The organism is Arthrobacter sp. BK1 (assembly GCF_056680055.1).
In genome coordinates, this window is the sequence record NZ_CM155263.1 from 2,076,348 (window position 1) to 2,100,279 (window position 23,932).

The window sequence follows — 23,932 nt, forward strand, 5'->3', positions numbered from 1 at the left end:
AGAAGCCGCCGCCGCGCACTTCGACAGCACGATTGGACCACGCAATGGCCGCACGAACCGTCCCGGACGCCCGGACCGGCACGCCCCACCAGCTCCAGTCCGTCCGCGCCACCCTGCGCTCTCCACGCAGGCTCAAAACCGAAGCATTGGCGGGCCTCGTGGTGGCGCTGGCCCTGATCCCGGAGGCCATCGCGTTCTCGGTGATCGCCGGCGTCGACCCCCGGATCGGGCTGTTCGCCTCCTTCACCATGGCGGTGACCATCTCCTTTGTGGGCGGCCGGCCCGCCATGATTTCCGCAGCCACCGGAGCCGTGGCCCTGGTGATCGCCCCGCTGATGCGCAGCCACGGCCTGGACCACCTCATCGCAGCGGTGATCCTCGCCGGCGTTTTTCAGATCCTGCTGGCGGTCCTTGGCGTCACGCGGCTCATGCGCTTCATCCCACGGTCCGTAATGGTGGGCTTCGTCAACGCCCTGGCCATCCTGGTGTTCATGGCCCAGGTCCCGGAGCTGATCGGCGTGCCATGGATGGTGTATCCGCTCGTGGCGGTGGGGCTGGTCATTGTGGTGGGACTGCCAAGAATTACGACGGCGGTGCCGTCACCGTTGGTGGCCATTGTGGTGCTCACCCTGTTTGCCGTGCTGGCCGGCGTGGATGTGCCCACCGTCCAGGACAAGGGACAGCTGCCGGAGAGCCTGCCGTCCATGTTCATCCCCAACGTGCCGCTGACCTGGGAAACGTTCCAGATTATCGCCCCGTTTTCGCTGTCCATGGCCCTGGTGGGGCTGCTGGAATCGCTGATGACCGCCAAGCTGGTGGACGACATCACGGACACCCGCTCCAACAAAACGCGCGAGTCCTGGGGCCAGGGCGTAGCGAACATCGTCACCGGCTTCTTCGGCGGAATGGGCGGCTGCGCCGTGATCGGCCAGACCATGATCAACGTCAAGGGCGCGGGAGCCCGGAGCCGGGTCTCCACGTTCCTGTCCGGCGTCTTCCTGCTGGTCCTGGTGGTACTGCTCGGCGATGTTGTGGGACTCATCCCCATGGCCGCGCTGGTGGCGGTGATGATCTTCGTTTCCACCATCACCTTCGACTGGCACTCCATCGCTCCCCGGACCCTGCGCCGGATGCCCAAATCCGAGACCGCCGTCATGCTGATCACCGTCGCGGTGGTGTCCGTGACGCACAACCTGGCCATCGGCGTCGGGGCCGGGGTCCTGGCCGCGATGGCCCTGTTCGCCCGGCGGGTGGCGCACTTCGCCACGGTGGAGCGCACCGTCGTCGAACTTAACGGCGAGAACGTGGCCACCTACACCGTGGACGGCGAGCTGTTCTTTGCTTCCTCCAACGATCTCTACACCCAGTTCGAATACGCCCTGGACGCGGAGCCGCACATCGCCAGGGTGGTGGTGGACCTGCACGCCTCGCACCTGTGGGACGCGTCCACCATTGCCGTGCTGGACGCCGTGACGGAAAAGTACCGCCGGCACGGCCGCGAAGTGGAACTGATCGGGCTGAACGCGGCCAGTATCCAGATGCGCGAGCGGCTGGCGGGGAAGCTGAACACGGACGGCTAGCCCCCACCCAAGGTATCTGCCGGACGGATACTTGATATCAAAAACTTCGCCTTCCTCGAATACGTGCGCTGAGTCACAGTAGTCCTAAGACCTGCAGCAAAGAAGCAGCCAGTATTCGAAAAGGAACTTCAACGTGGAAACTCGCCTCTCCCATCTTGCCCACCTCGAGATCACCGCTCCGGACGTCGAAGCCTCGGCACGGTTCTACGAGGAAAAGTTCGGCATGCGCATCATCGACCGTGTGGACGGCAACGTCTACCTGCGTTGCTGGGGCGATTACTACCGCTACAGCCTGGTCATCACTGAAGGACCGGAGGCATCCCTGGGCCGGATGGCCTGGCGTACCAACTCCCAGGCCGCCCTCGAAGCCGCAGCCGCCCGCGTGGAAGCAGCGGGCGTCCAAGGATCCTGGACAGTCGGCGGCCACGGCTACGGCAAGGCCTACGAATTCACCGGCCCCTACGGCCACCACATGCGGCTCCTCTTCGACGTCGAGAAGTTCGTGGCCGAACCGGGGTTCGAGTCCACCTATCCGGACCGTCCGGAGCGCCGGAGCAGCCACGCCGCCGCACCCCGCTTCCTGGACCACGTCACCGTTGCCACCTCGGACGTCCGCGGCTTCGCCAACTGGTACAACGAGGCCCTCGGCTTCCGCGTCATGGCCTTCGTGGACCTGGACGAAGCACCCATCACCGTCTTCTCCGTGCTCACCACCAACGAGAAATCCCACGACCTCGGCGTTGTCCTGGACACCTCAGGACGCCCCGGCCGCGTCAACCACATCGCGTTCTGGGTGGACGCCACCGAGGACCTGCTCCGCACCGCTGACGTCATGATGGAAAACGGCACCCCCATGGAATACGGCCCGTCCATCCACGGTGTGGGCGAGCAGAACTTCCTCTACTTCCGCGAACCGTCAGGACTGCGTGTGGAACTTAACTCCGGCGGTTACCGCAACTACGTTCCGGACTGGGAGGCCAACACCTGGAAGCCGTCCCTGGGGTCCAACAACTTCTACAAGAACGGTGCCATGCCACACTCCATGACCGAATCGTTCCCTCCAGCCGAAGGGTTCACCGCCACGGAAGAAGGCGCTTCCCCGGAGATGAAGGAAGCCCTGCTGAACCCTTACGCCAAGCAGGGACGGGGCTAAACAAATATGCCTAAAGCGACATATTCACTGATCCGCTTCCTGGAACAGGGCGACAGCAAGGACCGCGTGGGTCTGCTGGTCGACGAGCGCATCCTGCCGCTGGACGGGGACATCAACTCCGTCATCGAGCACTGGGACACCACCGAGGGCCAGTTGGACGCCCTGGCCGCGTCCGCCGGAGAAACCACCGGCCTGGCATTGGCCGACGTCGAGGTCCTCGCCCCGGTGGAGCCGGCCCAGGTGCTCCAGACCGGCGCGAACTACCGCAAGCACGTGATCGACCTCGCCGCGGCCCACCGCGAACCCGGCCAGGACGAAGAGGAAGTCCGCACCAAAACCGCCGCCATGATGGACAAGCGGGCAGGCCAGGGCACGCCGTACTTCTTCATCGGGCTCCCGACGGCGATCGCTTCCGCCACGGACGACCTCACCCTGCCGGCCTACTCCACGTCCCACGACTGGGAGCTGGAACTCGCGGCAGTCATCGGCAGGACGGCATTCCGGGTCACCCCGGAGGAGGCACTGGAGTATGTGTTCGGCTACACCATGGTCAACGACATCACCACCCGGGAGTACGTTTTCCGCAAGGACATGCCCGCCATCGGCTCGGACTGGTACCGCGCCAAGAACGCCCCCGGCTTCCTGCCCACCGGGCCGCTGCTGGTCCCTGCCAAGTTCTTCGGCGATCCGCAGGACGTGCAGGTGACGCTGAAGCTCAACGGCAAGGCCATGCAGGACGAATCAACCCAGGACATGATCTTCGGAGTGGCCAAGCTGGTCAGCGAGGCCTCCCAGATCATGCCGCTGCGGCCGGGCGATCTCGTTCTGACCGGCAGCCCTGCCGGCAATGGCGCCCACTGGGGAAGGCTTCTCCAAGACGGGGACGTTATGGAAGGGACCATCACGGGACTGGGAACGCAACTGATTCACTGCAAGGACGAAGTTCGCACTGAAGGCAGCCAGCCGTGACCGCCCAGCACACCACTCCGGCCACCCACACCGCCACCGGGGAGTCAGCCGGTTCCCCGATGATCCGGCGTGAGGATCCGTTGGGCAGCATCACGGCCGCGGCCTACAAATACAACAACTGGGGCCGTTGGGGTGAGGACGACGTGCTGGGGACTCTGAACTTCATCGATGCCGCCAAACGCATCGAAGCGGCGTCCCTGGTGACCACGGGCGAAGCCTTCTCGCTGTCACAACCCTTCGACACCAACGGACCGCAGAAGGGCTGGCGCCGCCGCACCAACCCCGTCCACACCATGACAGACACCGGCGTTGACGCTGAGCGCGGCAACCAAGGTTTCCCACACGGAATCGGCGGGGCCGACGACGTAATATCCATGCCCTTGCAGTGCTCCACCCAGTGGGACGGCCTGGGTCACATCTTCGACCGTGGCAAGGCCTGGAACGGCCGGGCAGCCGGTGACGTGGTCACCTCCGAAGGAGACCTGGTCACCGGCATCGAAACCGCAGCGGCCAAGATCGTCACCCGCGGAGTGCTGCTGGACGTGGGCCGCGCGCTCGGCCCGGAACTGGGAAGGAACGACGGCGAACTGCCGGACGGTTTCGCCATCACCCCGGAACACCTCGAGCGCACCATCGAACTGCAGGGGCCCAGCTCAAAGGTGGGACGCGGCGACATCGTGGTGATCCGCACCGGGCAGTACACGCGTACCCGCCGCGACGGCTGGGGTGACTACGCGGGCGGCGCGGCACCAGGGTTGTCCTTCACTGCGGCCCCCTGGCTGCACAGCTCAGAAATAGCGGGGATCGCCACTGACACCTGGGGTTTCGAAGTCCGGCCCAACGAGTTCGATGAAGCCTTCCAGCCCCTCCACCAGATCGCCATCCCCAACCTGGGCCTGTTCCTGGGAGAAATGTGGGACCCGGATGGCCTGGCGGAAGCGTGCGCCGCGGACGGCAGGTACGACTTCCTGCTCACCGCAGCGCCGTTGCCCATTACCGGGGCTGTCGGATCGCCCGTCAACCCAATAGCCGTCCGGTAACTTTCAGTACAACAGACCAGCAGCAGTAACGCCGTCAATACAAAGGAGTCAGCGATGGCAGCAGTACAGAACGTCGGAATCGTCGGGGCGGGAGCCGCGGGACTGACCGCAGCCATCCTCCTGGCCGATGCCGGAATCCAGGTCGAAATCCTGGAGAAAGCCGAAACCCCGCAGACTGTGGGCTCCGGCATTACCCTCCAGGGCAACGCACTGCGGATCCTCCGCCAGCTCGGCGTCTGGGACCAGGTGGAGCCGAAGGGTTATGCATTCAGCACCCTCGGCCTCCGCGCCCCGAATCCCGACGGCACAGTCATCGCAGTGCTGGATGACATGCGGACCGGCGGTGAGGACCTCCCCGCCACGCTGGGCATGTACCGCCCGGACCTCACGGCCATCCTCCGCGAGCGCGCCGAGAAGGCTGGGGCGCGGATCAGCTACGGCAGGAGCGTCACCGCAATAACGGACGACGGCGGCTCCGTCACCGTGAGAACCACCGACGGCGCCACCTCCCGCTACGACCTTTTGATCGGTGCCGACGGCCTGCATTCGGCGGTCCGCAAGGCCATCGACATCGACGCCGAACCCCAGTCCACTGGCATGGGCATCTGGCGTGCCTTCGTGGAACGGCCCGCCGACGTGGTCCGCACGGACCTCACCTACGGCGGTCCCTGCTTCATTGCCGGCTACTGCCCCACCGGCCCGGACACCATCTACGCGTACCTCGTGGAAAAAGCCCAGGAGCGCAAGCCCGAGGACGGCCCGCGCATCATGACCGAACTCACCGCGGCCTACGGCGGCCCGTGGAACGAAATCCGCGCCAACCTGGACCACAGCGCCCGCATCAATTACACGTGGTTCACCACCCACCTGGTGGACGGTCCTTGGAACCGCGGCCGGTCGGTCATCATCGGCGACGCCGCGCACAGTTGCCCGCCGACGATTGCCCAAGGTGCGGCCATGGCACTCGAGGACGCTGCCGTGCTGGCGGAACTGCTGATCAAGGCCGACGAGGTGTCCGAGACGCTGTGGAAGGAATTCACCGACCGCCGGCTGGACCGCGCCAAGGCGGTTGTCACCGCTTCCGTCCAGCTGGGCCAGTGGATGCTCGACGGCGTCCGCGACGCCGACGTGCCGGGCCTCATGCATTCCATCTCGAGCATGGTCAAGGAACCGGCATGAGCGAAAAACGAACCAGCCCCACCGTTGACGTCCACGCGCACATCCTGCTGCCTGCCCTCCAGCAGTTGGTGGCGGAAGCCGATCCGGAGGGCTTCGGAGCCCAGCAGGCACTCGAGGTTCGGCGCAACGGACCCGAATCCATGGCAGCCTCGGGCAGGATGATCAAGGAACGCTGGCCGCAGCTGACCGATCTGGAGCGCAGGCTCGCTGACATGGATGCGCAAGGCGTGGACGTGCAGCTGGTCTCGCCGTCGCCGTCGCACTTCTACTACTTTGCTGGGCAAGAGCTGTCGCTCCAGGTGGCGAAGGCCGCAAACCACGCCGTCCGCGAGTTTGTGGACCGCGCGCCGGAACGCCTCAATGGGCTGGGGCTGGTCCCGCTCCAGCACCCCGCGCTGATGGTGGAAGCCCTGGAGCACGCGGTTCTGGAGTGCGGGCTGCTCGGCGTGGAGATCGGCTCGTTTGCGGCCACGCCGAACGATCCGGAACGCAGCACTGTTGAGCTTTCCGATCCCCGGCTGGAACCGTTCTGGACCCGGGCCGGGGAACTGGGCGCCCTGGTGTTCCTGCACCCGTTCGGCTGCTCACTGGATGAGCGCCTGGACCGTTTTTACCTGGCCAACACCGTCTCCCAGCCTGCCGAAAACGCAGTTGCCCTGTCCCACCTGATCTTCAGCGGTGTGCTGGACCGGCATCCGGGCCTCAAGGTCCTGGCTGCCCATGGCGGCGGCTACCTTCCCACCAGCCTGGGCCGCTCCGACCATGCGTGGAAGGTCCGGCCGGAGGCACACGGCTGCGCCCAGCCGCCGTCGTCGTATCTGAAAAAGCTCCACTTCGACTCCCTGGTCCACAGCGCCGCCGAACTCCGTGCCCTCGTGGCGGCCGCCGGACCGGAACAGGTGCTGCTCGGCTCCGACTACCCGTTCGATATGGGCTCCGACCTTCCGGTGGACGAAGTCCAGGCCGCCGGTCTCCCTGCCGACGACGAGGTCCAGGTTTTGGGGGGCAACGCCGCCGCCCTGGGCATCACCGCATCTGCCCTGCTCGCCGAACACCCCACGGTTTAAGGAACACTCAATGGTCAAGATTGCACGCTGGAACCACGACGGCGGGACGCAGTCCGGGTTTGTGGATGGGGGCAACTGCTACGCGCTGCCGGCAAGCCACAGCGTCCAGGACCTGCTCGACGGCGGGCTGGAAGCGGCCTTGGGTGCCGCCCGGGACACCGTCGGTTCCGCCGCGCCGGTGCCGCTGGCCGAGGTGCAGCTTCTTGCCCCGCTGGTTCCTGCCACCATCCGGGATTTTGTGGCGTTCGAGGAACACGTTGAGGGGGTACGGAAGAGCATCGACGGCGTGGCCGGAGTGGTGCCCGAATGGTACGAGGCGCCCACCTTCTATTTCACCAATCCGCATACCGTGACGGGCACCGGCGAGGTGATCGGAATTCCTGCGGGATGCACGGACCTGGACTTCGAAACGGAGGTTGCCGCCGTCGTCGGCCGTGTGCCGGGGAGTGACGGCCGCAACCTGACTGCGGAGGAAGCGCACCGGCATATTTTCGGCTACACGATTCTGAACGACTGGTCGGCGCGGGACCTGCAGCGGCGGGAGATGAAAGTCAGCCTGGGGCCGTGCAAGGGCAAGGATTTCTCCAACACCCTGGGGCCGTGGATCGTCACCGCCGACGAGTTCGAGAACCGGCACGACGCCGAGGGATTCCTGCCGATCTCCATGGCCGTGGAGGTCAACGGGCAAGCGATCGGACAGGACCTGTTGTCCAACATGGGCTGGCCGTTCGCCGAGCTCGTGGCATACGCCTCGCAGGATTCGGTGGTGAGGCCCGGCGACGTTCTGGGGTCCGGGACCTGCGGCAGCGGCTGCCTGGCTGAACTCTGGGGGCGGAACGGATCGAAGACTCCCCCGCCGCTGCAGACAGGCGACGTAGTGCGGATGACGGTGGAGGGCATCGGAACCATCGAAAACACCGTGGGGACGCGGCGCGAGGCCGTAACCCGGGTGGCTGCCCGGCCACGGCCACGCAACCGGGTTGCCACAGTGGCCTCTGCCGGACACTAGGGTGGTTTCCCTTCAGCTCGAAGGCCGGACCGTGGTGGTCACCGGGGCCGGCCAGGGTCAGGGTGCCGCCGAGGCGCGGCTCCTGGTGGAAGCCGGGGCGCGCGTCATCGCCACGGACCTTGCGGCGGATGTCCCGGCGGAGCTGGCCGGTTTGCCTTCGGTTTCGGATTCGGCTTCAGTTTCGATTGGCGCCGGGCTGATATACCGGCAGCTGGATGTCACGGACGCGTCCGGCTGGTCCGGCCTTGCAGGCTGGATTAGGGCGCAGGGCTGGGCCGTTGACGGGCTGGTAAACAACGCAGGAGTCACCCAGCGCAGCCGGCTGCTGGACGCTTCGGTGGCTGACCTCCAGCGGGTATACGAGGTTAATGTCGGCGGCTCCCTGCTGGGGATCCAGGCACTCGCTTCCCTCATGGGCAGCGGGTCATCAATTGTGAACGTCGGCTCGGTGGCGGGCCTGACTGCGCATTATCCGGTGGCCTACACCGCCAGCAAATGGGCCCTGCGTGGGCTGTCCCAGGTGGCCGCCATGGAACTGGGCCCGCGCGGGATCCGCGTCAACACCGTCCACCCCGGCTTCATCGACACACCCATGACTGCAAGCGCCAAGCCGGAATTCCGGGAGGCCACCCTCGCCGAGACACCGCTGGGCCGCGCGGGAAGCGTCAACGAGGTAGCCGGCGTCGTGCTGTTCCTCCTCAGCCCCTTGTCCTCGTTCGTGACGGGGGCGGAGATCCCCGTGGACGGCGGCCAATCCGGCCACGGCGGGGCCAAGTCCGTCTCCGACGCCATGCGTTAAGGTGCCTCCCCCGCGGCACCTTTAGCCGGGCAGCACCGCTGACCAGCCGCCGTCGACCATCAGGTTGGCACCCGTTACATAGGACGCTTCGTCCGAGGCAAGGAACAGCGCGCATTTGGCCACTTCTTCAGGCGCGCCGATCCGGCCCAGCGGAATGCTGCCGGCAATAGTCCGCATGGGGTGGTCCGCGGCGAGAAGGTTTCCCTCGGTGGCGGCAGTGCGGATCATGCCAGGACTGACGGCGTTGACGCGCAGGCCATGCGGCGCCCCTTCCGCCGCCAACTGTTTGGTCATGGCCACCACGGCACCTTTGGTGGCGGTGTGCGCCAGGCGGCCGTTGGTCATGGACCCGGTAACCCCTGCCGTGGAACCCACCAGGACAATGGCCGCGTTCCGGGCCTGGATCAGCTGCGGCCAGAAGGACTTCACCGGCAGGAACACCACATCCATTTCATGCGCCACGTTCCATTTCCAGTCGGCGAACGTGAGCTGCTCCACCGGCGCGAAGCGCGTGACCGCCGCGTTGGCGTACAGGATATGGACCTGTCCGTGCGTTGCGGCCACGTCCTGCGCCCACGACTCCACGGCGGCTTCATCCGTCAGATCAATCCGGCTGCTGCTCATCCGGCCGCCGGCAGCGGTGACCTGCGCAACGGTGGCCGCGGCGCCGTCGTCCTCCATGTCGCAGCCCACCACCAGCGCACCCTCGGCAGCGAAGGCGAGCGCCGCAGCCCTTCCCTGACCGCTGGCGGTTCCGGTGATGACGGCGGTTTTGCCGGCGAGGCGCTGGCTGGAAGCGGGCATGGGTGGTCCTTCCGAGAAGTACGTTTCCCTCGACTCTCGCAGGGATGCCCGGGAAGGAGAACGGCGCGTTTGCTCTACTTGGTATCCGCGGCGTCGATAGTCACCGGATGGGCCATGACAGGGAAGAGTTCATGCAGCCGCGAACAGGCCCGCTGCACCACGGACCGCAACCAGACGCTGGCAGGGTCCTCCGTCTGCGAAGGGTGCCAGTACATGGCCTCCACCAGGGACGCCTCGGTACCTTCGGAGAACTGCAGCACCACAATGTCCGCACCGCGCTGGGCCCGGGCCGCCAGCATCCGCGGAACCAGCGCCACCAGGTCAGTCCCTTCAACAAGCAGCGGCAGGGACAGGAACCCTGCCACCACGGCTGCCACACGGCGCTGCACACCGCCGGCATCGAACAGCTTGTCCGCCGGGGTGCTGATTCCCTCGCCGAAATAGCCGACGGCGTGGGGCACCGTGGCCAGATCCGCCAGTGTCAGCCGGGGGTGCTGGAGCAGGGGGTTGCCGGCGTCGGCCACGGCCACAAAACTGTCCCGGAAAAGCTGTTTCGTGGCGCCCTGCATGTGGTAGCCGGTGGGGCCAACGAGCAGGTCGATCTTTGAGTAATCAGCCATCTGGCCCTGGATCCCGGAACCGGCGGTGGGCACGAAGTCCACGGAGACGTTCGGCGCCTCGTCCAGCAGGATCCGCCGCAGCGGCCCCACCATCAGGGCCGCCGCATAGTCGGAGGCGGCGATGATGAACTCCCGCTCACTGGACGCGGCATCGAAACCGGACCGCACGCGCGTGGCCCGCTGGACGTGAAGCATCGCTTCATCAACCAGCGGGACCAGCGACTGCGCAAAGGGCGTGAGGTCATAGGTGCGGCCGTTGCGGACCAGGAGTTCGTCGTCGAAATGGCGCCGGAGCCTGGCCATCGCCGCGCTGGTGGCCGGCTGGCTGAGCTGGAGCCGCTCGGCCGCCCGGGACACGTTCTTCAGCTCCAGCAGGACCTGCAGCTGGGGCAGCAGGTTCAGGTCCAGGTTCTTCATACCCATAGGTTATCCGCGGCGGGGCCTCCGGCCCGTTCAGTGACTGACGGGCACCATCCTCGGCCCGCGGACCAGGACTGCCAGGAATGCCACCACACAGGCGATGCCCAGCGCTCCGAGGGCGATGCTGAGGCCACCCAAAGCCCCTGCCGCCACGCCGAGGACGATGGGGGTCAGGAACTGGCCGATGAACAGCGTTCCGGTCCAGATGCCTGTGCCGCGGCCTCGTTGCTGTAATTGAAGGCCGTTCACAGCCCACGTCAGTAGGGTGGGCAGCAGCACACCGGTTCCGGCGCAGGCTATCACCGCCCCCGCGATGGCCAGCGGAACGTTGCCGGCAATGGAAACCAGGAAGAGTCCGACGGCGGCGAGCCCGAAGGCGAGCGCCAGCAGGTTCCGGATGCCCAGCTTCGCCAGGAAGCGGAAGGAGACAGCACCCGCCGCCGTTGCAAGGGAGGCGATGGCTGCGGCGAGCCCAATGAGAGCCGCGTCAGCAACCCCCAGCCCGGTGATTACATAGGGCAAGTGCACGATCAGGGCGTAGAAAACGATCCCGCCGAACAGCGTCACCGCGGCGGGGGCGCCGATCTGCCGCCATGGCACCGGCGTCCTGGCCGCCGTCGTGCGCAGGCTCTTTGCTGGCTCCCACAGCTTGAAAATCATGGGGATAACAATGAGTGCGCTGACTGCGTAGAGCCAGAACGGCGTCCGCCAGCTGACGCTGCCCAAGGCGCCGCCGAGGGCGAAGAATGCGGTGGCTGCGAGGGCGGTGACCATGGTTTGGAGGCCCAAGTACTTGTTCCGCTGTTCGCCCGCGTAGTAGTCCGTGATGAGGGTGGTACAGCAGGTCATGATCGCCGCTTCGGCGATTCCGACGCCGACGCGGGACAGCGCGATGGATTCCAAGGTGTTTAGCCAGAGCGGGGCCGTCCCAAAGGCCGCGTAGGCCAGCATGGCGAATATCAGCAGCTGCTTCCGGCCCACCCTGTCCGCGACGTACCCGGCGAGGGGCGAAAACAATGCCACAAACAGAGCTGGCAGCGTGAGAGTGAGCGGCACCAGTGGCCACGCCGGGGGTGACCGCGAACGCCTGGTTCAGGGTGGGCAGGACCGGTGCCAGCAGGACCGCGCCCAGGACCGGCATGCAGCTGCCCGCAACGAGGAGGGCCGCCTGGAGCCGTCCTGGTGTTTTCGCCCCGGCGCCGGGTGTCCCGTCTCTGGTTTCAGTACCAGCGAGCTGAATATTCTCCATTGAATCTTCCTTTGCCTCTTGATGGTCACGGAGGAATCGGCGCTGTTCAGGCGGCGAAAGTGACTCTCCTCACTGTGTCAAGGCTTGGAGTATCGGGGAATCAGGCATTTGGGATAGCTGGTATCCACGGGACGGATGGCAGGCAGGACACCTTAGGGCTCGCGGCCGGACGTACCGCTTTACTCGCTGTGGACCGTCCGGTTCCGGCCCTGCGACTTGGCCATGTACAGCGCCCGGTCCGCGGAGGCGATGAGGTCCTCAACACCGGAGGTCCCTGCGTGGTACAGGGCAACACCGTAACTGACGGTAGGCATCTCCAGGCCGTCGGCGGTGGGGATCTTGGCGAGGTGGCGGCTGATCTCACCCGCTATCTTCTCTGCCCGTGACGCGGAGGCACCCGGGAGCAGGAGCATGAACTCTTCGCCGCCATACCTGCCCACCAGATCGGTGGACCGGACGGTGTTCAGGCACGCACCCGCGAACGACTGCAGGGCAACATCGCCGGCGGCGTGGCCGTGGGTGTCGTTGACCGATTTGAAATGGTCCAGATCCGCCAGGATCAAGGCTCCCGTCCCCTGGGTGACGGCTGGATCGTGCAGCAGTTCCGCGGCCATGTCCAGGAATGCCTTGCGGTTCAGGAGCCCGGTGAGATCGTCCCGGGTGGCCACCATCCGCAGGGTCCGGGTCTGCTGTTCGTTGCTGAGCGCCGACATGCTGAAGGACACGACCACCAGCAGGACCATGGTCACCAGGGTTGTTGCTGCGGAGCCGAAGATCGTGACGAAGGTGGGCCCGTTCTGGCCCTCCAGCAGGAACGCAACGGTCCTGCCGAAATAAAACACGGACAGCCCTCCCGCTGCGGCGGCCATCGGGACCCTGACCCGGGAATAACCTGGCTCCAGCCGCCACAGTTCCCGGGATGCGAGCCCTATGGTCAGGCACATCGCGCCAAGGAATACCGGGCCGCCGGACCAGGTGTTGGTGCCGGGGTTATCGAGTGCGGAGGCCACGAGCGTGACAAGCGGTACCCCGGTGAAAACCCACCGCTGCGGCCGGACATCACGGAGGGACCTGGCTCCTGCCCAGACCGCCACGCCGCCGTGGACCAGCAGGACGTTGCCCAGCGGATTCGCCCACCACTGGTGGGGTGTTCCGTCGAGGAGGAAGGCGGCGGATCCGGCAAGGAAGAACACCAGCGCCAGGCACCACCAGCCGCTGTACGGGGAGCGCGTGTACCGGTAGGACGAGAAATAGAACAGCAAGCCGAGGACCAAAGCCATGACGCCGAAGGCGACCCGCAGCGTAGCTGTATCCAGGACCATTTCCGAAGTTCCCCTGACGACGAAGAGCTGAACGCCCAGTATCGCACCGTTAGTGGCCGGGAGTGCGGATGATCCTTCGCTGCGCGGCCAGGGAAATGGCGGAGGTCCGGTTGTCTACGCCCAGCTTGCCGTAGATGTGCACCAGGTGGGTCTTGACGGTGGCCTCGGAAATGAACAGCTGCCGGGCGATGGCGCGGTTGGTCAGCCCGGTAGCCAGCAGTTCAAGCAACTGCACCTCGCGGGCGGTCAGTGCCGTTTGCGGGCTGCTGATCCGCGACATCAGCAGTGCCGCAACTTTCGGGGCCAGCGCCGTCTCACCGGCTGACGCCGCCAGCACGGCCTGCCGGATCTGTTCCGGCGGCGCGTCCTTGAGCATGTAGCCGCTCGCTCCCGCCTCCACCGCAGCCAGAATGTCCGACTCGGTGTCGTAGGTGGTCAGAATGAGGACCGGCGGCGGGGACTCCAGCTGCCGGATCGCCGCCGTGGCCGTGACCCCGTCCATCCCGGCGCCCATCTGCAGGTCCATCAGCACCACGTCCACCCGCTCCCCAAGGGCCCGCAGCCGGGCGAGTTCGCGCAGGGCGGCTTCCCCGTCGGAGGCCTCGGCCGCCACACTGAAGTCCTCGAATCCGGTCAGCATGGCCCGCAGCCCGGCGCGGACCACCGGGTGGTCATCCACCAGCAGAATATGCAGGCCCCCATCAGGACCGCTCCCCCGGAGCGGACAAAGCAGCTCCGGTGAGCGGCAGCCGGACGGCGACGACGGTCCCCTCGCCGGGTGCCGCCTCCACCTCCAGCGAGCCGTCCAGTTCACCCACGCGCGCAGCCAGCGAGCGCAGTCCAAAGCCGCTGCCGTCCGGCCGGCCAGCCACGCCGGAACCCGGCGCCTCCGGCGAAAAGCCCGTGCCGTCGTCGTACACGTCAAGGGTGACCTCGTCACCGAGGAACGCCAGGGTGACGACGGCGGTGCTTGCCTTCGCGTGCTGCCTGACGTTGGCGAGGCTGGCCTGGGCGGCCCGCAGCAGGGTGACGCTGTACTGCGGCGGCAGCTCCGCGGGGTCACCCACCAGCTCGAACCGGCAGCGGAGCCTGTCGCCCCGGGCAGCAGCCAGGGTTTCCGTCTCGGCGCAGAGGCGCTGAAGGCTTTCCGCGAGCGAGGACTCCAGGAGGTGGGGTGAGGTGAGCCCGCGGACGAAGCTGCGTGCCTCGGCCAGGTTTCCGGATGCCGTCTGCTGCACCAGCGCCAACCGTTCGGCGGCGGTGGCAAGATCGCCGGCGGCAAGGGACTTCTCCGCAGCGCGCGCCACCAGCACAATGCTGGACAGGCCCTGCGCCAGGGTGTCGTGGATTTCGCGGGCCAGGCGCTCCCGCTCTGCCACCACACCGGCCTCGTGCTGGGTGCTGGCCAGTTCGGCACGGGTCCGCCGGAGTTCATCCGCGGCCAGCCGCTGCGCCTCGCCTTCCAGGAACAAAGCCCGGTAGGCAAGGCCGGTGACGACGGCAAACCCGGCACCCAGCAGCGGGCCCAGGACCACGGGCAGGCTGGGCACCGGCAGTCCGCTGGCCACCCACTGCGACGCAATCACGGCCGCAGTCATCGTAGTGATGGTGAGCAGGGCAATCCGGCGCGGCAGCACGTGCAGGTGCAGGAAGAACAGCGGAAAAGCCAGCCAGGAAAAATCGGAGCTGCCTGCCAGGAGGACACCCCACAGTGCCGTCACCAGGCCAAGCCACGGGACGGCGTAGGGGTGCGGGTTGAAGCCGGAACGGCCCGCGGCGTACCGCTTCTCCAGCACGGTGCCTGCGACGTAGGCAGCCGCAAGGGCGAGGGCGAGCGCCGACCAAACGTAGCGCTGCGCTCCCGCGGGAGCGCCGCCGTCGGCCGTGCCGTCTCCCAAGGTGCCGTCCCCCAACGCGCTGTCCCCGAAGTGGAGGCGCAGGATGGCAACCAGCAGCAGCACCGCAAACCCCATGTGCAGCGTCACCCGCAGGAACCGCAGAATGGCGGCACCCGACGGCGTGATCTGAGGGTCCGCGGCAAGCATTTCATCAGCTTATGCGCCTGCGGCGGCAGGCGGATCAACCAAAAGGTTGACCGCAGCCTCAGCCCTTCCGCCCTCCCTGCTCAACCAGGTCCCCGATGTGGGCCGCGGCCGCGGAAAGGACAGTGGACAGAGAAGGAATTCCCCGAACTGAAGGAAGTACAACGTGTTTCTCGCAATTCGCGATATCCGGTTCGCCAAAGGACGGTTCGCCCTGATGGGTGGCGTCGTGGCCCTGGTGACGGTCCTGCTGGTGCTGCTCTCCGGGCTCACCGCCGGGCTTGGCGACCAGTCCACCTCCGCCATCGGAAAGCTGGGGTCAGGTCATTCCGGGGCCGGGGCCGCGTCCCGGCCGGTGGACAGCATCGTGTTCGGCGCGCCGGGCACCAACGAACCCACGGCGTCCTTCACCGAAAGTGAAGTGACGGCCGCACAGGTGGACAGCTGGGAGCATGCCGCTGGGGTGGACCGGGCCGAGGCCCTGGGCATCAGCCAGTCCCGCCTCCAGGACGGCGACGGCGGCACCACCAATGTGGCAGTGTTCGGCGTCGCGTCGGACGGGCAGTTGGCGCCGGCGCCGGTCCGGGCGGGGTCGGTGGTGATCGGGTCAACCGTGGCGGCGGATCTGTCGCTCGACGTCGGGGACACTGCCACGGTGGGCGGCACCGGCCTGACCGTGTCCGCGATCGTGGATGACCAGTGGTACTCCCACACCGGCGTGGTGTGGACAGCCCTGCCTACCTGGGGCGGGGTGGCGCACCTTGCCCCGGCCGACGGCGACACTGCCGGCAGCTCCCAAGGCGGCGCGGCGGGCAGCGGACCGGGCGGCGGACCGGGCAATCAGCCGGTGGCCACGGTCGTGGCGGTCACGTACAAGGATGGTGCCGTGGTGGACGAGACGGCCGCGAATAACCTGGCCCGCACGGTCAGCACCAGCCGCACGGGTTCGTTCCAGGCGCTGGGCTCCTACAAGAGCGAGAACGGTTCGCTGATGCTGATGCAGGCATTCCTCTACGGCATCTCGGCGCTGGTGATCGTTGCCTTCCTGACCGTGTGGACAGTGCAGCGGACCCGGGACATCGCCGTCCTCAAGGCATTGGGTGCTTCCGGCGGCTACGTACTGCGCGACGCCATCGCCCAGGCGGCCCTGGTGCTGCTGGCAGGGGCGGGGCTTGGCGGGGCAATCGGCGTCCTCGGCGGATTCGCCGCAGCCCAGGCCGCGCCGTTCCTCATCACTCCGGCCACCACCCTGCTTCCGGTGCTGGGGATAGTGGTTCTGGGACTGGCCGGCGCCGCATTGGCTGTCCGCCGCGTCACCGCCGTCGATCCGCTGATCGCCCTCGGCGGAAACTGACCACTTCTTCTTCCCCGCTTCTTCCCGAGAGGAACTCCCCCATGCCTGTCACTGCCCCCCTCGCCTCAGCAACCGCCGGCTCAACCCTCACCCAGCCGCTGTCCCTCAGCAACGTCACCCTCGAGTACCCGGACGGGGCCGGCACCATCAAGGCCCTGGACAACGTCAGCCTGAGCGTCGGTGCGGGCCGTATGGTCTCGCTCGTGGGCCCGTCCGGCTCGGGCAAATCCAGCCTCCTGGCAGTTGCCGCCACCCTGGTGCGCCCCAGCAGCGGGGACGTGATCATCGACGGAACCAACACGGCCGGCCTGAAAGACACGGAACTCACCGCGCTGCGCAGGGAGACGGTGGGCATCATCTTCCAGCAGCCCAACCTCCTGGCTTCCCTCACCGCCGTCGAGCAGCTGATGATCGGCAACCACCTGCGCGGCAAGTCCCTCAAAGCTGCGCGTTCCCGGGCTGCCGGGCTCCTGGACCTGGTGGGCCTGGCCGCGTCCGCGGACAAGCGGCCGCACCAGCTCTCGGGCGGCCAGCGGCAGCGGGTGAACATCGCCCGCGCCCTGATGGGCAGCCCGAAGGTCCTCCTCGTGGATGAGCCGACGGCGGCGCTGGACCACGCGCGGAGCGCCTCGATCGTGGGGCTGCTGCGCCGGGTGACGGACGAATTCCAGGTGGCCACCGTAATGGTCACGCACGACACCGAATTCGTCCCGCTGACCGACGCCGTCGCCGTGATGCGCGACGGCCTGCTGGCCGCGCCGGCGTTGCCGGTTGGAATATCTGCCGGGGGCGGTGGCTTGTCGCTCTAGGGGCACGAGCAGCAGACACCAGAAGGAGCGCCATGACCATCAGCACAGGAACAGCAGCGGGCACGGAGCGCACGGCTCTCGTCGTGGGGGCCACCGGCATCGCCGGATCCGCGCTCGTCGAGAGCCTGACTGCCGAGGGGTGGGCCGTTCTTGCGCTGTCCCGCAGGCCCGGAGCGGAGCGCCCTGGCGTGCGTTGGCTCTCCGCGGACCTGACCTCCGCTGCATCATTGAGCCAAGTGCTCGGACCGGAAAATCCCTCGCACGTTTTCTTCACGGCCTGGTCCCGGCGTGACACTGAGGAGGAGAACATCGCCGTCAATGCCGGTATGGTGCGCGATCTCCTCGGTGCACTCCGGGGCAAAGACGTGGCCCACGTTGCACTGATGACCGGACTCAAGCACTACCTCGGCCCCTTCGAGGCGTACGCAGCCGGGAAGATGGCCGACACTCCCTTCCACGAGGAGGAGCCGCGCCTGCCGGTGCCGAACTTCTACTACGCCCAGGAGGATGAACTCTGGGCGGCAGCCCCGGAGCAGGGGTTCACCTGGTCTGTGCACCGCGCGCACACGGTGATCGGGCACGCAGTGGGCAACGCCATGAACATGGGGCTCACTCTCGCCGCCCAGGCGACGCTCTGCAGGGAGACCGGGGAGCCGTTCGTCTTCCCGGGATCCGAAACGCAGTGGAACGGGCTGACCGATATGACCGAGGCGGGCCTGCTCGCGGAGCACATGATCTGGGCATCCACCACGCCGCAGGCCGCCAACGAGGCGTTCAATATTGTCAACGGCGATGTGTTCCGCTGGCGGTGGATGTGGCCGAAGCTCGCAGCCTACTTCGGCGTGGAGTGGGAGGGGTACGAAGGGGAGCCCCGTCCCCTCGAGCAGTCCATGACGGGGCGGGAGGACCAGTGGAGGGAGCTTGCCGTGCGCCATAACCTGAGCGAGCCGGATCTGGACCGGCTGGCGTCCTGGTGGCACACGGACAGCGATCTTGGGCGCGGCATTGAGGTAGTGACAGACATGGGCAAGAGCCGGGACGCCGGATTCACCGGCTACCGGCGGACCCTGGACGCCTTCACTGCACTCTTCGACCGGTACCGGGCCGACAACCTCATTCCCTGATCGAGGCGCTGCCGGAAGGCACTGCCTGCCCCGAGTTGGCGAGGTCCGCGAGCGCGACAGCCGGCGGGCGTTCGGCTGCGCTGCGGATAGCGACGGCCTGCCCGGTGTGCGCTGAGTCCAGCAGGGACTCCATGATTTCCAGCACGTGGTAGGCCAGGGTGCCGCCGGCCCGGGGCTCCTCCCCCGGCGGCGTCGCGGCAAGGTCCGCGATGCCGTAGCCGCGTCCGGAACCGAAATACCCGGCCGAGACCGGCAGCGTCACCCAGTCGTCGGCGCCGAGCGCGAAGAGCCGGACGTCGCCGTCGAAATGATTGGGGTCCGGGACACCGAGGGAACCCAGCTGGCCGTGGACTTCGATGTTCGCCGACGTCGACTGGACCGCGTCGAAGCTCATGACGAGGGTGGAGATGGCGCCTGAGGTGTGCACCAGGATGCCGGTCACGTGGGTGTCGATGTCCACGGGTACGGTCTGGCCTTCACGTGGTCCTGTGCCGATGGTCCGTTCGCTGCGGCCGGCGCTGGCGGCACCGATGACCGAGCTGACCGGGCCGAGCAGAGTGACGAGCGCGCTGATGTAGTACGGGCCCATGTCCAGCAGGGGGCCGCCGCCGGGCTGGTAGTAGAAGTCCGGATCCGGGTGCCAGCGCTCGTGTCCGGGCGTCAGCATTACCGCGGTCGCAGCGACCGGCGCGCCGATGAGGCCGTCGTCGATCGCTTTCCGGGCGGTCTGGATGCCGGTGCCGAGCACCGTGTCCGGGGCGCAGCCGACGAGGACCCCGGCCGCCCGGGCGGCGTCGAGCACTTCCCGGGCTTCCGCGGTGGTGGCGGCCAGCGGCTTCTCGCCGTACACGTGTTTGCCGGCGGCGATGGCCCGGAGTGCCACGCCGGCGTGTGCTGCGGGGACGGTCAGATTGAGGACGAGGTCGACGTCGTCAGCGTCCAGGAGTGCATTCACCGGCACCGCCCGCACGCCCTGGTACGCGTCGGCCACGGCCTGGGCGCGGGCAGGGTTGAGGTCCGCCACGGCCACCAGGGTGACGTCGTCGAGCCGGCGGAAGCTCTCCAGGTATTGCCCGGCGATCTTCCCGCAGCCGATGATGCCAACTCTTACCGGCTCGCCCACAGCAAACCCCTTTCGATGATGGTACGGACGTTGTTGTCTTTGGGGACATCGGTCTGGTGGCCCGGCGTGCACACGAAGATCCTGCCCTTGCCCCACTGCCGGGTCCAGATCGCCGGGGACATGACCTCGCGGTGCCAGGGGTTCCACCCGCGGAGCTGCTGGGTGGTGGTGGCGAGGACGTCGATGTAGCTGTCGGTGAGCACCCAGTACTGCTCGGTGACGAGGCCGAAATCGGATATTCCCTTGGTGATGGGATGATCGGCGGCAACCGGGAGCATGTTGACCGTATAGGGGACGTAGTTGTCCGAGCGTTCGCCGGTCCGCTCGTCGGGGCGCTTCCCGGGATGGCAGGCGAACTGGCCGCCGATCAGGTGCAGGTAATCCGCGCTGTTCCGGTACGAGTCGGCGATCCCGCCGTGCCAGCCCGCCAGTCCGGTGCCGTTCTCGACGGCGGCGCGGAGGCCCAGCAGCTCGTCCTTCTCGATGGTGGACATCGTCACGCACTGCATGATGAGGTCCACCCCGGCAAGGTAGTCTGCGTCGGCATAGATTTTGGGTGACTCCTCGACCCTGACCTCGTAACCGTTCCGTGTCAGGTACGGGATGAACAGTTCGGTGGCTTCGACAGGCTGGTGCCCGTCCCAGCCGCCCCGTACAACGAGGGCAGTCTTGGTGGTTTTCATTGGCCTCATTCTTGTGATTCTCAGCGGGAGGTGAAACGTCCCATGCAGGGGCCTGCCCGGTCCGGGCAGGCCCCTGCATGGGACGCCAGGCTAGCCGGACGTGCCGTTGAGAACTGTCACGTTCGAGTAGGTGACATTGTGTCCTGTGGCCAGGAGGACGTGGCCGTCCTGCGGCGCATCGGAAGTGACGGTCAGGTCCCGCACCATCGAGCCGTCCGCCGCCACCTGCAGGGTGACTCCCTCGCTGTTGGTCAGCACCACATCCGCGGCGTTTCCCGTTGCCCCCGCCAGTGTGACATTGCGCCGGTCACCCCAAATAACCGAGGGCTCCTGGTAGGTACCGGGCTGCAGCAGGACCGTCACAGGCCCCGGACTGTTCGGTGGAATTGCCCCTACGGCGGCCCGGATGCTGGCGTAGTCCCCGGTGCCGTCAAGTGCCACGGTGAGGAGTCTCGCCGGTGCCGGTTCCGTCCCGCCCAACGGACCTCCGAAGGCACGAACCAGTGCCGGGACCGCGTGGGCGGGCGAGAGCCCGTACGGGTACGCGGCAACCGGATCGAAGGACTGGCCCCGCTGCACACCGGTGTTGCCGCTGCACGCTTCGAAGACATTGTCCCGGGCCACCAGTTCGCCTCCCGGTCCCTGGTGATGGAGTGGGTTACGGACATTCCGGAAGTAGTTGCCCTCCACCACCAGCAGCGCCGCGTTCCGGCCCAGCATCCCGTAGCTGGAAATGTTCTCCAGGTAGTTGTTGTAGACGTGCGAGGCTGCCGTGTTGTCCAGGCTGGCGTTGCGCTGGTGGGTGTTCCGGATCCAGTTGTGGTGCAGCGTCAGCCGGGTAACAACATTCTGCGTCCAGCCTTCACCCAGTGCCTTGTTGTGGTCCGCAAAGACGTTCCAGGACAGGGTGACGTTGTCGCAGTCCTTGCGGATGTCCACCAGGCCGTCGCCCAACCGGGTGAACTGCATATGGTCCACCCAGACGTGCATGCAGGTGTCCATCTGGATGCCGTCCCTGTCGTTGTCCGGCCGTTTCCCCGCGAAGTCGCCCGGGATATAGGAGTCCCGAACGGTGAAGTTGCGGAACACCACGTTGGAGACGTTGATGAGCTTGAAGCCGGCGTTCACCACCGCGGCTCCTTCGCCGGCCCCAAGGAAGGACTTGTTGGCTGTGACGGTCAGTTTTTCGTACTGCGCGAACACCAGTTCACCCTCGATGATCACCACCAGCGGCTCAGGGCTCCTGGCGAAAGCGCGGAGCTGGTCCGGTGTTGCGGCACGGACCACCCTGCCGCCCGCCCCTCCGGTGGTGCCGGAGCGGCCGTGGGCTGCCACGCCGGCAAACCCTTCCGGCCCATCAGTCCACGCGGTGCCGCCGAGCGCGCGGCCCACCGGCAGCCCGGCCTCGGCAAAGCCATTGGAGCCGACGGCGGCATCCAGCCCAGCAGGAGACGCCGCCTTCGCTGCCGGGCCGAGCAGGCCCGACGCAACCACAGCGCCCGCTGTCAGGCCGGCTGCCAGGAGGCTCCGCCGTCGGACGTTCATTGCAGGTGCCTGCTCCATCTCAGCCACGTCCTTCCGGGGTCCAGTCACCGAGGAAGGTTTCCTTGGTGAACATGAGCGCATCCGCGGGCGTGAGCTGGGGATGGAATTCATTGACGTACGCGCCCGGTCCGGTGTTGTTGAATTCGGCGAACCGTCCCTCGGTCCAGGCGTGGCCGCTCATGTCTGCCCAGCCATGGACGGCGATGTGGTTGCCCAGGACCGAGTCCCGGATCACCGTCATCGGGTGCGCGGCCGGATCACTGCTGGCAAACCAGGGGCGGCCCAGGCTGACGGTGCCGGGAGCGGCGTCGGAGGTGAGTGTGCTGCCCACGATCAGGATGCCGAACGGGTTCGAGTTTTTGGTGCTCGGGGCCACGATGTAGCCGTTGTTGGTTGCGCTCCCACGGTCCAGGGAGTGGATGGTGCAGCCGTCCAGCACTGCCGTGCCGCGGCCGTAGATGAAGTCCACGTCACCCTCGATATAGCAGTTCTTGAGGTAGGTGCGTGCTGTGGCGTCGCGGCCGGTGGTGTCGGCGAGGTACGTGTCCTGGTTGCCCAGGAAGCGGGTGCCATCGAACGTGACTTTGTCCGCCACCGTCCGGACGGCGAGCGCCTGGCTGCCTCCGTTGGCGGCTTCGTCATAGGCGTTCTCGACGGTGAGGTTCCGCACCGTGGTGCCCTCGGCGAGGACATTGAGGGTGGCGCTGCCGCCGGCACCCCAGGTTCCGCCAAAGAATTTCACGCCGTTGGCCGGGAGGTCATAGGTAATGACGACGTCGGCCGGGTTGGCTGTGGCGCCCTGGATGGTGAGGTTGGGGCGGTCGGCCCAGACATTGACGGATTCCCGGTAGGTGCCGGGTTTGACCGTGATGGTGCGTGGGAGGGTGCTGCCGCCGGGAACCGAACCGATGGCGGCCTGGAGGCTGCCGAAGTCGCCGGTGCCGTCCAGGGCAACGGTGATGTCCGTGGTGTTGTTCGGCGCGCTGTTCCCGCGGGGCCCGGCGCCGGCGGCCACAATCTCCGGTACCCGGGCAGCGTCGTCCTTTTGGTAGGCGTAGTACTGGGTGGGCTCGAAGGCCGCGCCAACGTTGTCCTTCCGGCCACGGGTGCCGTTGAAGATGTTGTCCCGGTTTACCACCTCGGTGGCGGGATCCTTGGCCACTACCGGATCCTGGACGGCGGTGAAGGTGTTGCCCTCAAGGACCACCTTGGCGGCGTTGCGGCCCATCATTCCGTACTGGCCGATGTCCTGCAGGTAGTTGTTATAGACGTGGGCTGCCGCGGTGTTGTCGAGGCTGAAGTTGCGCTGGGTGGTGTTGCGGATCCAGTTGTGGTGGATGGTCATCCGGGTCACGGCATTCGCGGACCAGCCGACGCCGAGGGCCTTGTTGTTGTCTGCGAAGACGTTCCACGAGTAGGTGACGAGGTCTGAGTCCTTGCGGGTGTCTATCAGGCCGTCGCCCATGCGCTGGAACGTCATGTGGTCAACCCAGACGTGGTGGGTGGTATCGAGCTGGAGGCCATCGCGGTCGTTCTCCGGGCTCTTGCCGTCCCAGTCCCCGGGGATGTAGGCATCCCTGACGGTAAAGTTCCGGAAGATGACGTTGGAGACGCTGATGAGCTTGAAGCCGGCGTTCACCACCGCGGCATCCGCTCCCACCCCGATGAAGCTCTTGTTGGCTGCCACCGGGATCTTGATGTAGTCAGTTGCGGTGAGGGTGCCACGGATGAAGATGACCAGCGGTTCGCTTGCCGACGCGTAGTCCTTGAGTTCCTGGATGGTGGAAGCCGTGACGATCCTGCCTGCCTGGCCGCCGGTGGTTCCGGACAGGCCGTAGCCGGGAAGGGAAGCGAATCCGTCCGGCGTCTCCTTCCACATGGCCTCGGGGGTACCTTGAACATCCGTACCGGCTGTACGGGTTTGGGTGTCCGCGGGGACCGCGTTCGCGGCCGGGATCGCCGTGAGGCTCCCCAGCATCACGACGGCGGTGGCCGCGCCCAGTAGGCGTCGCAAACTCATGCAAAACTCCTTTGTTTTGTG

The 23,932-nt window shown here is 66.8% G+C and carries 21 protein-coding genes; 11 read left to right on the forward strand and 10 right to left on the reverse strand.

Annotated elements, in window-relative coordinates:
- The first annotated feature begins 44 nt into the window (after nucleotides 1-44).
- The 8 genes from AC1MCA_RS09345 (at nucleotide 45) to AC1MCA_RS09380 (ending at nucleotide 8,796) form a co-directional block, all read left to right on the forward strand.
- Nucleotides 45-1,580 (forward strand): SulP family inorganic anion transporter, encoded by a 1,536-nt coding sequence (locus AC1MCA_RS09345; protein WP_479802923.1) that lies wholly within the window; start codon nucleotides 45-47, stop codon nucleotides 1,578-1,580.
- Between the two features lie 133 nt (nucleotides 1,581-1,713).
- Nucleotides 1,714-2,733 (forward strand): VOC family protein, encoded by a 1,020-nt coding sequence (locus AC1MCA_RS09350; RefSeq protein ID WP_479802925.1) that lies wholly within the window; start codon nucleotides 1,714-1,716, stop codon nucleotides 2,731-2,733.
- Between the two features lie 6 nt (nucleotides 2,734-2,739).
- A complete protein-coding gene (locus AC1MCA_RS09355) occupies nucleotides 2,740-3,702 on the forward strand; it encodes a fumarylacetoacetate hydrolase family protein (RefSeq protein ID WP_479802927.1) in 963 nt (320 codons plus the stop codon).
- The gene (locus AC1MCA_RS09360) at nucleotides 3,699-4,742 is read left to right on the forward strand and encodes a cyclase family protein (protein WP_479802929.1); all 1,044 of its coding nucleotides are present in this window, start codon (nucleotides 3,699-3,701) and stop codon (nucleotides 4,740-4,742) included. The genes AC1MCA_RS09355 and AC1MCA_RS09360 overlap by 4 nt, the downstream gene beginning before the upstream one ends.
- A gap of 54 nt (nucleotides 4,743-4,796) precedes the next feature.
- The gene (locus tag AC1MCA_RS09365; protein WP_479802931.1) at nucleotides 4,797-5,921 is read left to right on the forward strand and encodes an FAD-dependent monooxygenase; all 1,125 of its coding nucleotides are present in this window, start codon (nucleotides 4,797-4,799) and stop codon (nucleotides 5,919-5,921) included.
- Nucleotides 5,918-6,988: an amidohydrolase family protein gene (locus AC1MCA_RS09370; RefSeq protein WP_479802933.1), complete on the forward strand. Its 1,071-nt coding sequence runs from the start codon at nucleotides 5,918-5,920 to the stop codon at nucleotides 6,986-6,988. Before AC1MCA_RS09365 ends, AC1MCA_RS09370 begins: the two co-directional genes overlap by 4 nt.
- Nucleotides 6,989-6,998: 10 nt before the next feature.
- A complete protein-coding gene (locus AC1MCA_RS09375) occupies nucleotides 6,999-7,997 on the forward strand; it encodes a fumarylacetoacetate hydrolase family protein (RefSeq protein WP_479802935.1) in 999 nt (332 codons plus the stop codon).
- 1 nt (nucleotide 7,998) lies between these two features.
- Complete coding sequence (locus AC1MCA_RS09380; RefSeq protein ID WP_479802937.1) at nucleotides 7,999-8,796, forward strand: SDR family NAD(P)-dependent oxidoreductase; 798 nt, start codon at nucleotides 7,999-8,001, stop codon at nucleotides 8,794-8,796.
- 21 nt (nucleotides 8,797-8,817) lie between these two features.
- On the opposite strand, the gene AC1MCA_RS09385 is transcribed toward AC1MCA_RS09380, so the two are convergent.
- From AC1MCA_RS09385 to AC1MCA_RS09410, 6 genes are all read right to left on the reverse strand, one after another.
- Nucleotides 8,818-9,600, reverse strand: a complete 783-nt coding sequence (locus AC1MCA_RS09385) for an SDR family NAD(P)-dependent oxidoreductase (protein ID WP_479802939.1) — start codon at nucleotides 9,598-9,600, stop codon at nucleotides 8,818-8,820.
- Nucleotides 9,601-9,674: 74 nt separating this feature from the next.
- Nucleotides 9,675-10,637, reverse strand: coding sequence for a LysR family transcriptional regulator (locus AC1MCA_RS09390; protein ID WP_479802940.1), 963 nt, complete (start codon nucleotides 10,635-10,637; stop codon nucleotides 9,675-9,677).
- Nucleotides 10,638-10,673: 36 nt separating this feature from the next.
- On the reverse strand, nucleotides 10,674-11,696 hold the full coding sequence (locus AC1MCA_RS09395; RefSeq protein WP_479802942.1) for an MFS transporter: 1,023 nt from the start codon (nucleotides 11,694-11,696) through the stop codon (nucleotides 10,674-10,676).
- 372 nt (nucleotides 11,697-12,068) lie between these two features.
- On the reverse strand, nucleotides 12,069-13,211 hold the full coding sequence (locus AC1MCA_RS09400) for a GGDEF domain-containing protein (protein ID WP_479802944.1): 1,143 nt from the start codon (nucleotides 13,209-13,211) through the stop codon (nucleotides 12,069-12,071).
- A 49-nt stretch (nucleotides 13,212-13,260) separates the two neighbouring features.
- Nucleotides 13,261-13,890 (reverse strand): response regulator, encoded by a 630-nt coding sequence (locus AC1MCA_RS09405; protein WP_479802945.1) that lies wholly within the window; start codon nucleotides 13,888-13,890, stop codon nucleotides 13,261-13,263.
- 22 nt (nucleotides 13,891-13,912) lie between these two features.
- Nucleotides 13,913-15,256: a sensor histidine kinase gene (locus tag AC1MCA_RS09410; protein ID WP_479802947.1), complete on the reverse strand. Its 1,344-nt coding sequence runs from the start codon at nucleotides 15,254-15,256 to the stop codon at nucleotides 13,913-13,915.
- A gap of 163 nt (nucleotides 15,257-15,419) precedes the next feature.
- Here AC1MCA_RS09410 and AC1MCA_RS09415 point away from each other — a divergent pair, with 163 nt between their 5' ends.
- From AC1MCA_RS09415 to AC1MCA_RS09425, 3 genes are read left to right on the forward strand one after another with little or no spacing between them, the layout of a single operon-like run.
- On the forward strand, nucleotides 15,420-16,607 hold the full coding sequence (locus AC1MCA_RS09415) for an ABC transporter permease (RefSeq protein ID WP_479802948.1): 1,188 nt from the start codon (nucleotides 15,420-15,422) through the stop codon (nucleotides 16,605-16,607).
- A 41-nt stretch (nucleotides 16,608-16,648) separates the two neighbouring features.
- The gene (locus AC1MCA_RS09420) at nucleotides 16,649-17,416 is read left to right on the forward strand and encodes an ABC transporter ATP-binding protein (RefSeq protein WP_479802950.1); all 768 of its coding nucleotides are present in this window, start codon (nucleotides 16,649-16,651) and stop codon (nucleotides 17,414-17,416) included.
- Between the two features lie 32 nt (nucleotides 17,417-17,448).
- Nucleotides 17,449-18,540, forward strand: a complete 1,092-nt coding sequence (locus AC1MCA_RS09425; protein WP_479802952.1) for an SDR family oxidoreductase — start codon at nucleotides 17,449-17,451, stop codon at nucleotides 18,538-18,540.
- Here the strand turns inward: AC1MCA_RS09425 and AC1MCA_RS09430 are convergent.
- The 4 genes from AC1MCA_RS09430 to AC1MCA_RS09445 all read right to left on the reverse strand — a co-directional run bounded on the left by AC1MCA_RS09430 (nucleotide 18,530) and on the right by AC1MCA_RS09445 (nucleotide 23,911).
- The gene (locus tag AC1MCA_RS09430; protein ID WP_479802954.1) at nucleotides 18,530-19,663 is read right to left on the reverse strand and encodes a Gfo/Idh/MocA family protein; all 1,134 of its coding nucleotides are present in this window, start codon (nucleotides 19,661-19,663) and stop codon (nucleotides 18,530-18,532) included. The two genes, AC1MCA_RS09425 and AC1MCA_RS09430, sit on opposite strands and share 11 nt — an antisense overlap.
- The gene (locus AC1MCA_RS09435) at nucleotides 19,648-20,346 is read right to left on the reverse strand and encodes a ThuA domain-containing protein (RefSeq protein ID WP_479802955.1); all 699 of its coding nucleotides are present in this window, start codon (nucleotides 20,344-20,346) and stop codon (nucleotides 19,648-19,650) included. Before AC1MCA_RS09435 ends, AC1MCA_RS09430 begins: the two co-directional genes overlap by 16 nt.
- A 90-nt stretch (nucleotides 20,347-20,436) precedes the next feature.
- Nucleotides 20,437-21,939, reverse strand: a complete 1,503-nt coding sequence (locus AC1MCA_RS09440) for a pectate lyase family protein (RefSeq protein ID WP_479802957.1) — start codon at nucleotides 21,937-21,939, stop codon at nucleotides 20,437-20,439.
- The gene (locus AC1MCA_RS09445; protein WP_479802959.1) at nucleotides 21,911-23,911 is read right to left on the reverse strand and encodes a pectinesterase family protein; all 2,001 of its coding nucleotides are present in this window, start codon (nucleotides 23,909-23,911) and stop codon (nucleotides 21,911-21,913) included. Before AC1MCA_RS09445 ends, AC1MCA_RS09440 begins: the two co-directional genes overlap by 29 nt.
- Nucleotides 23,912-23,932: the final 21 nt, after the last annotated feature.

Excerpts from the sequence above, each read along its gene's own strand:
- AC1MCA_RS09425 (WP_479802952.1), top strand. The coding sequence starts at position 17,449 with ATGACCATCAGCACAGGAACAGCAGCGGGCACGGAGCGCACGGCTCTC.
- AC1MCA_RS09390 (WP_479802940.1), bottom strand. The coding sequence starts at position 10,637 with ATGAAGAACCTGGACCTGAACCTGCTGCCCCAGCTGCAGGTCCTGCTG.
- AC1MCA_RS09400 (WP_479802944.1), bottom strand. The coding sequence starts at position 13,211 with ATGGTCCTGGATACAGCTACGCTGCGGGTCGCCTTCGGCGTCATGGCT.
- AC1MCA_RS09420 (WP_479802950.1), top strand. The coding sequence starts at position 16,649 with ATGCCTGTCACTGCCCCCCTCGCCTCAGCAACCGCCGGCTCAACCCTC.
- AC1MCA_RS09375 (WP_479802935.1), top strand. The coding sequence starts at position 6,999 with ATGGTCAAGATTGCACGCTGGAACCACGACGGCGGGACGCAGTCCGGG.
- AC1MCA_RS09385 (WP_479802939.1), bottom strand. The coding sequence starts at position 9,600 with ATGCCCGCTTCCAGCCAGCGCCTCGCCGGCAAAACCGCCGTCATCACC.
- AC1MCA_RS09355 (WP_479802927.1), top strand. The coding sequence starts at position 2,740 with ATGCCTAAAGCGACATATTCACTGATCCGCTTCCTGGAACAGGGCGAC.
- AC1MCA_RS09445 (WP_479802959.1), bottom strand. The coding sequence starts at position 23,911 with ATGAGTTTGCGACGCCTACTGGGCGCGGCCACCGCCGTCGTGATGCTG.
- AC1MCA_RS09435 (WP_479802955.1), bottom strand. The coding sequence starts at position 20,346 with ATGAAAACCACCAAGACTGCCCTCGTTGTACGGGGCGGCTGGGACGGG.
- AC1MCA_RS09345 (WP_479802923.1), top strand. The coding sequence starts at position 45 with ATGGCCGCACGAACCGTCCCGGACGCCCGGACCGGCACGCCCCACCAG.
- AC1MCA_RS09410 (WP_479802947.1), bottom strand. The coding sequence starts at position 15,256 with ATGCTTGCCGCGGACCCTCAGATCACGCCGTCGGGTGCCGCCATTCTG.
- AC1MCA_RS09370 (WP_479802933.1), top strand. The coding sequence starts at position 5,918 with ATGAGCGAAAAACGAACCAGCCCCACCGTTGACGTCCACGCGCACATC.
- AC1MCA_RS09365 (WP_479802931.1), top strand. The coding sequence starts at position 4,797 with ATGGCAGCAGTACAGAACGTCGGAATCGTCGGGGCGGGAGCCGCGGGA.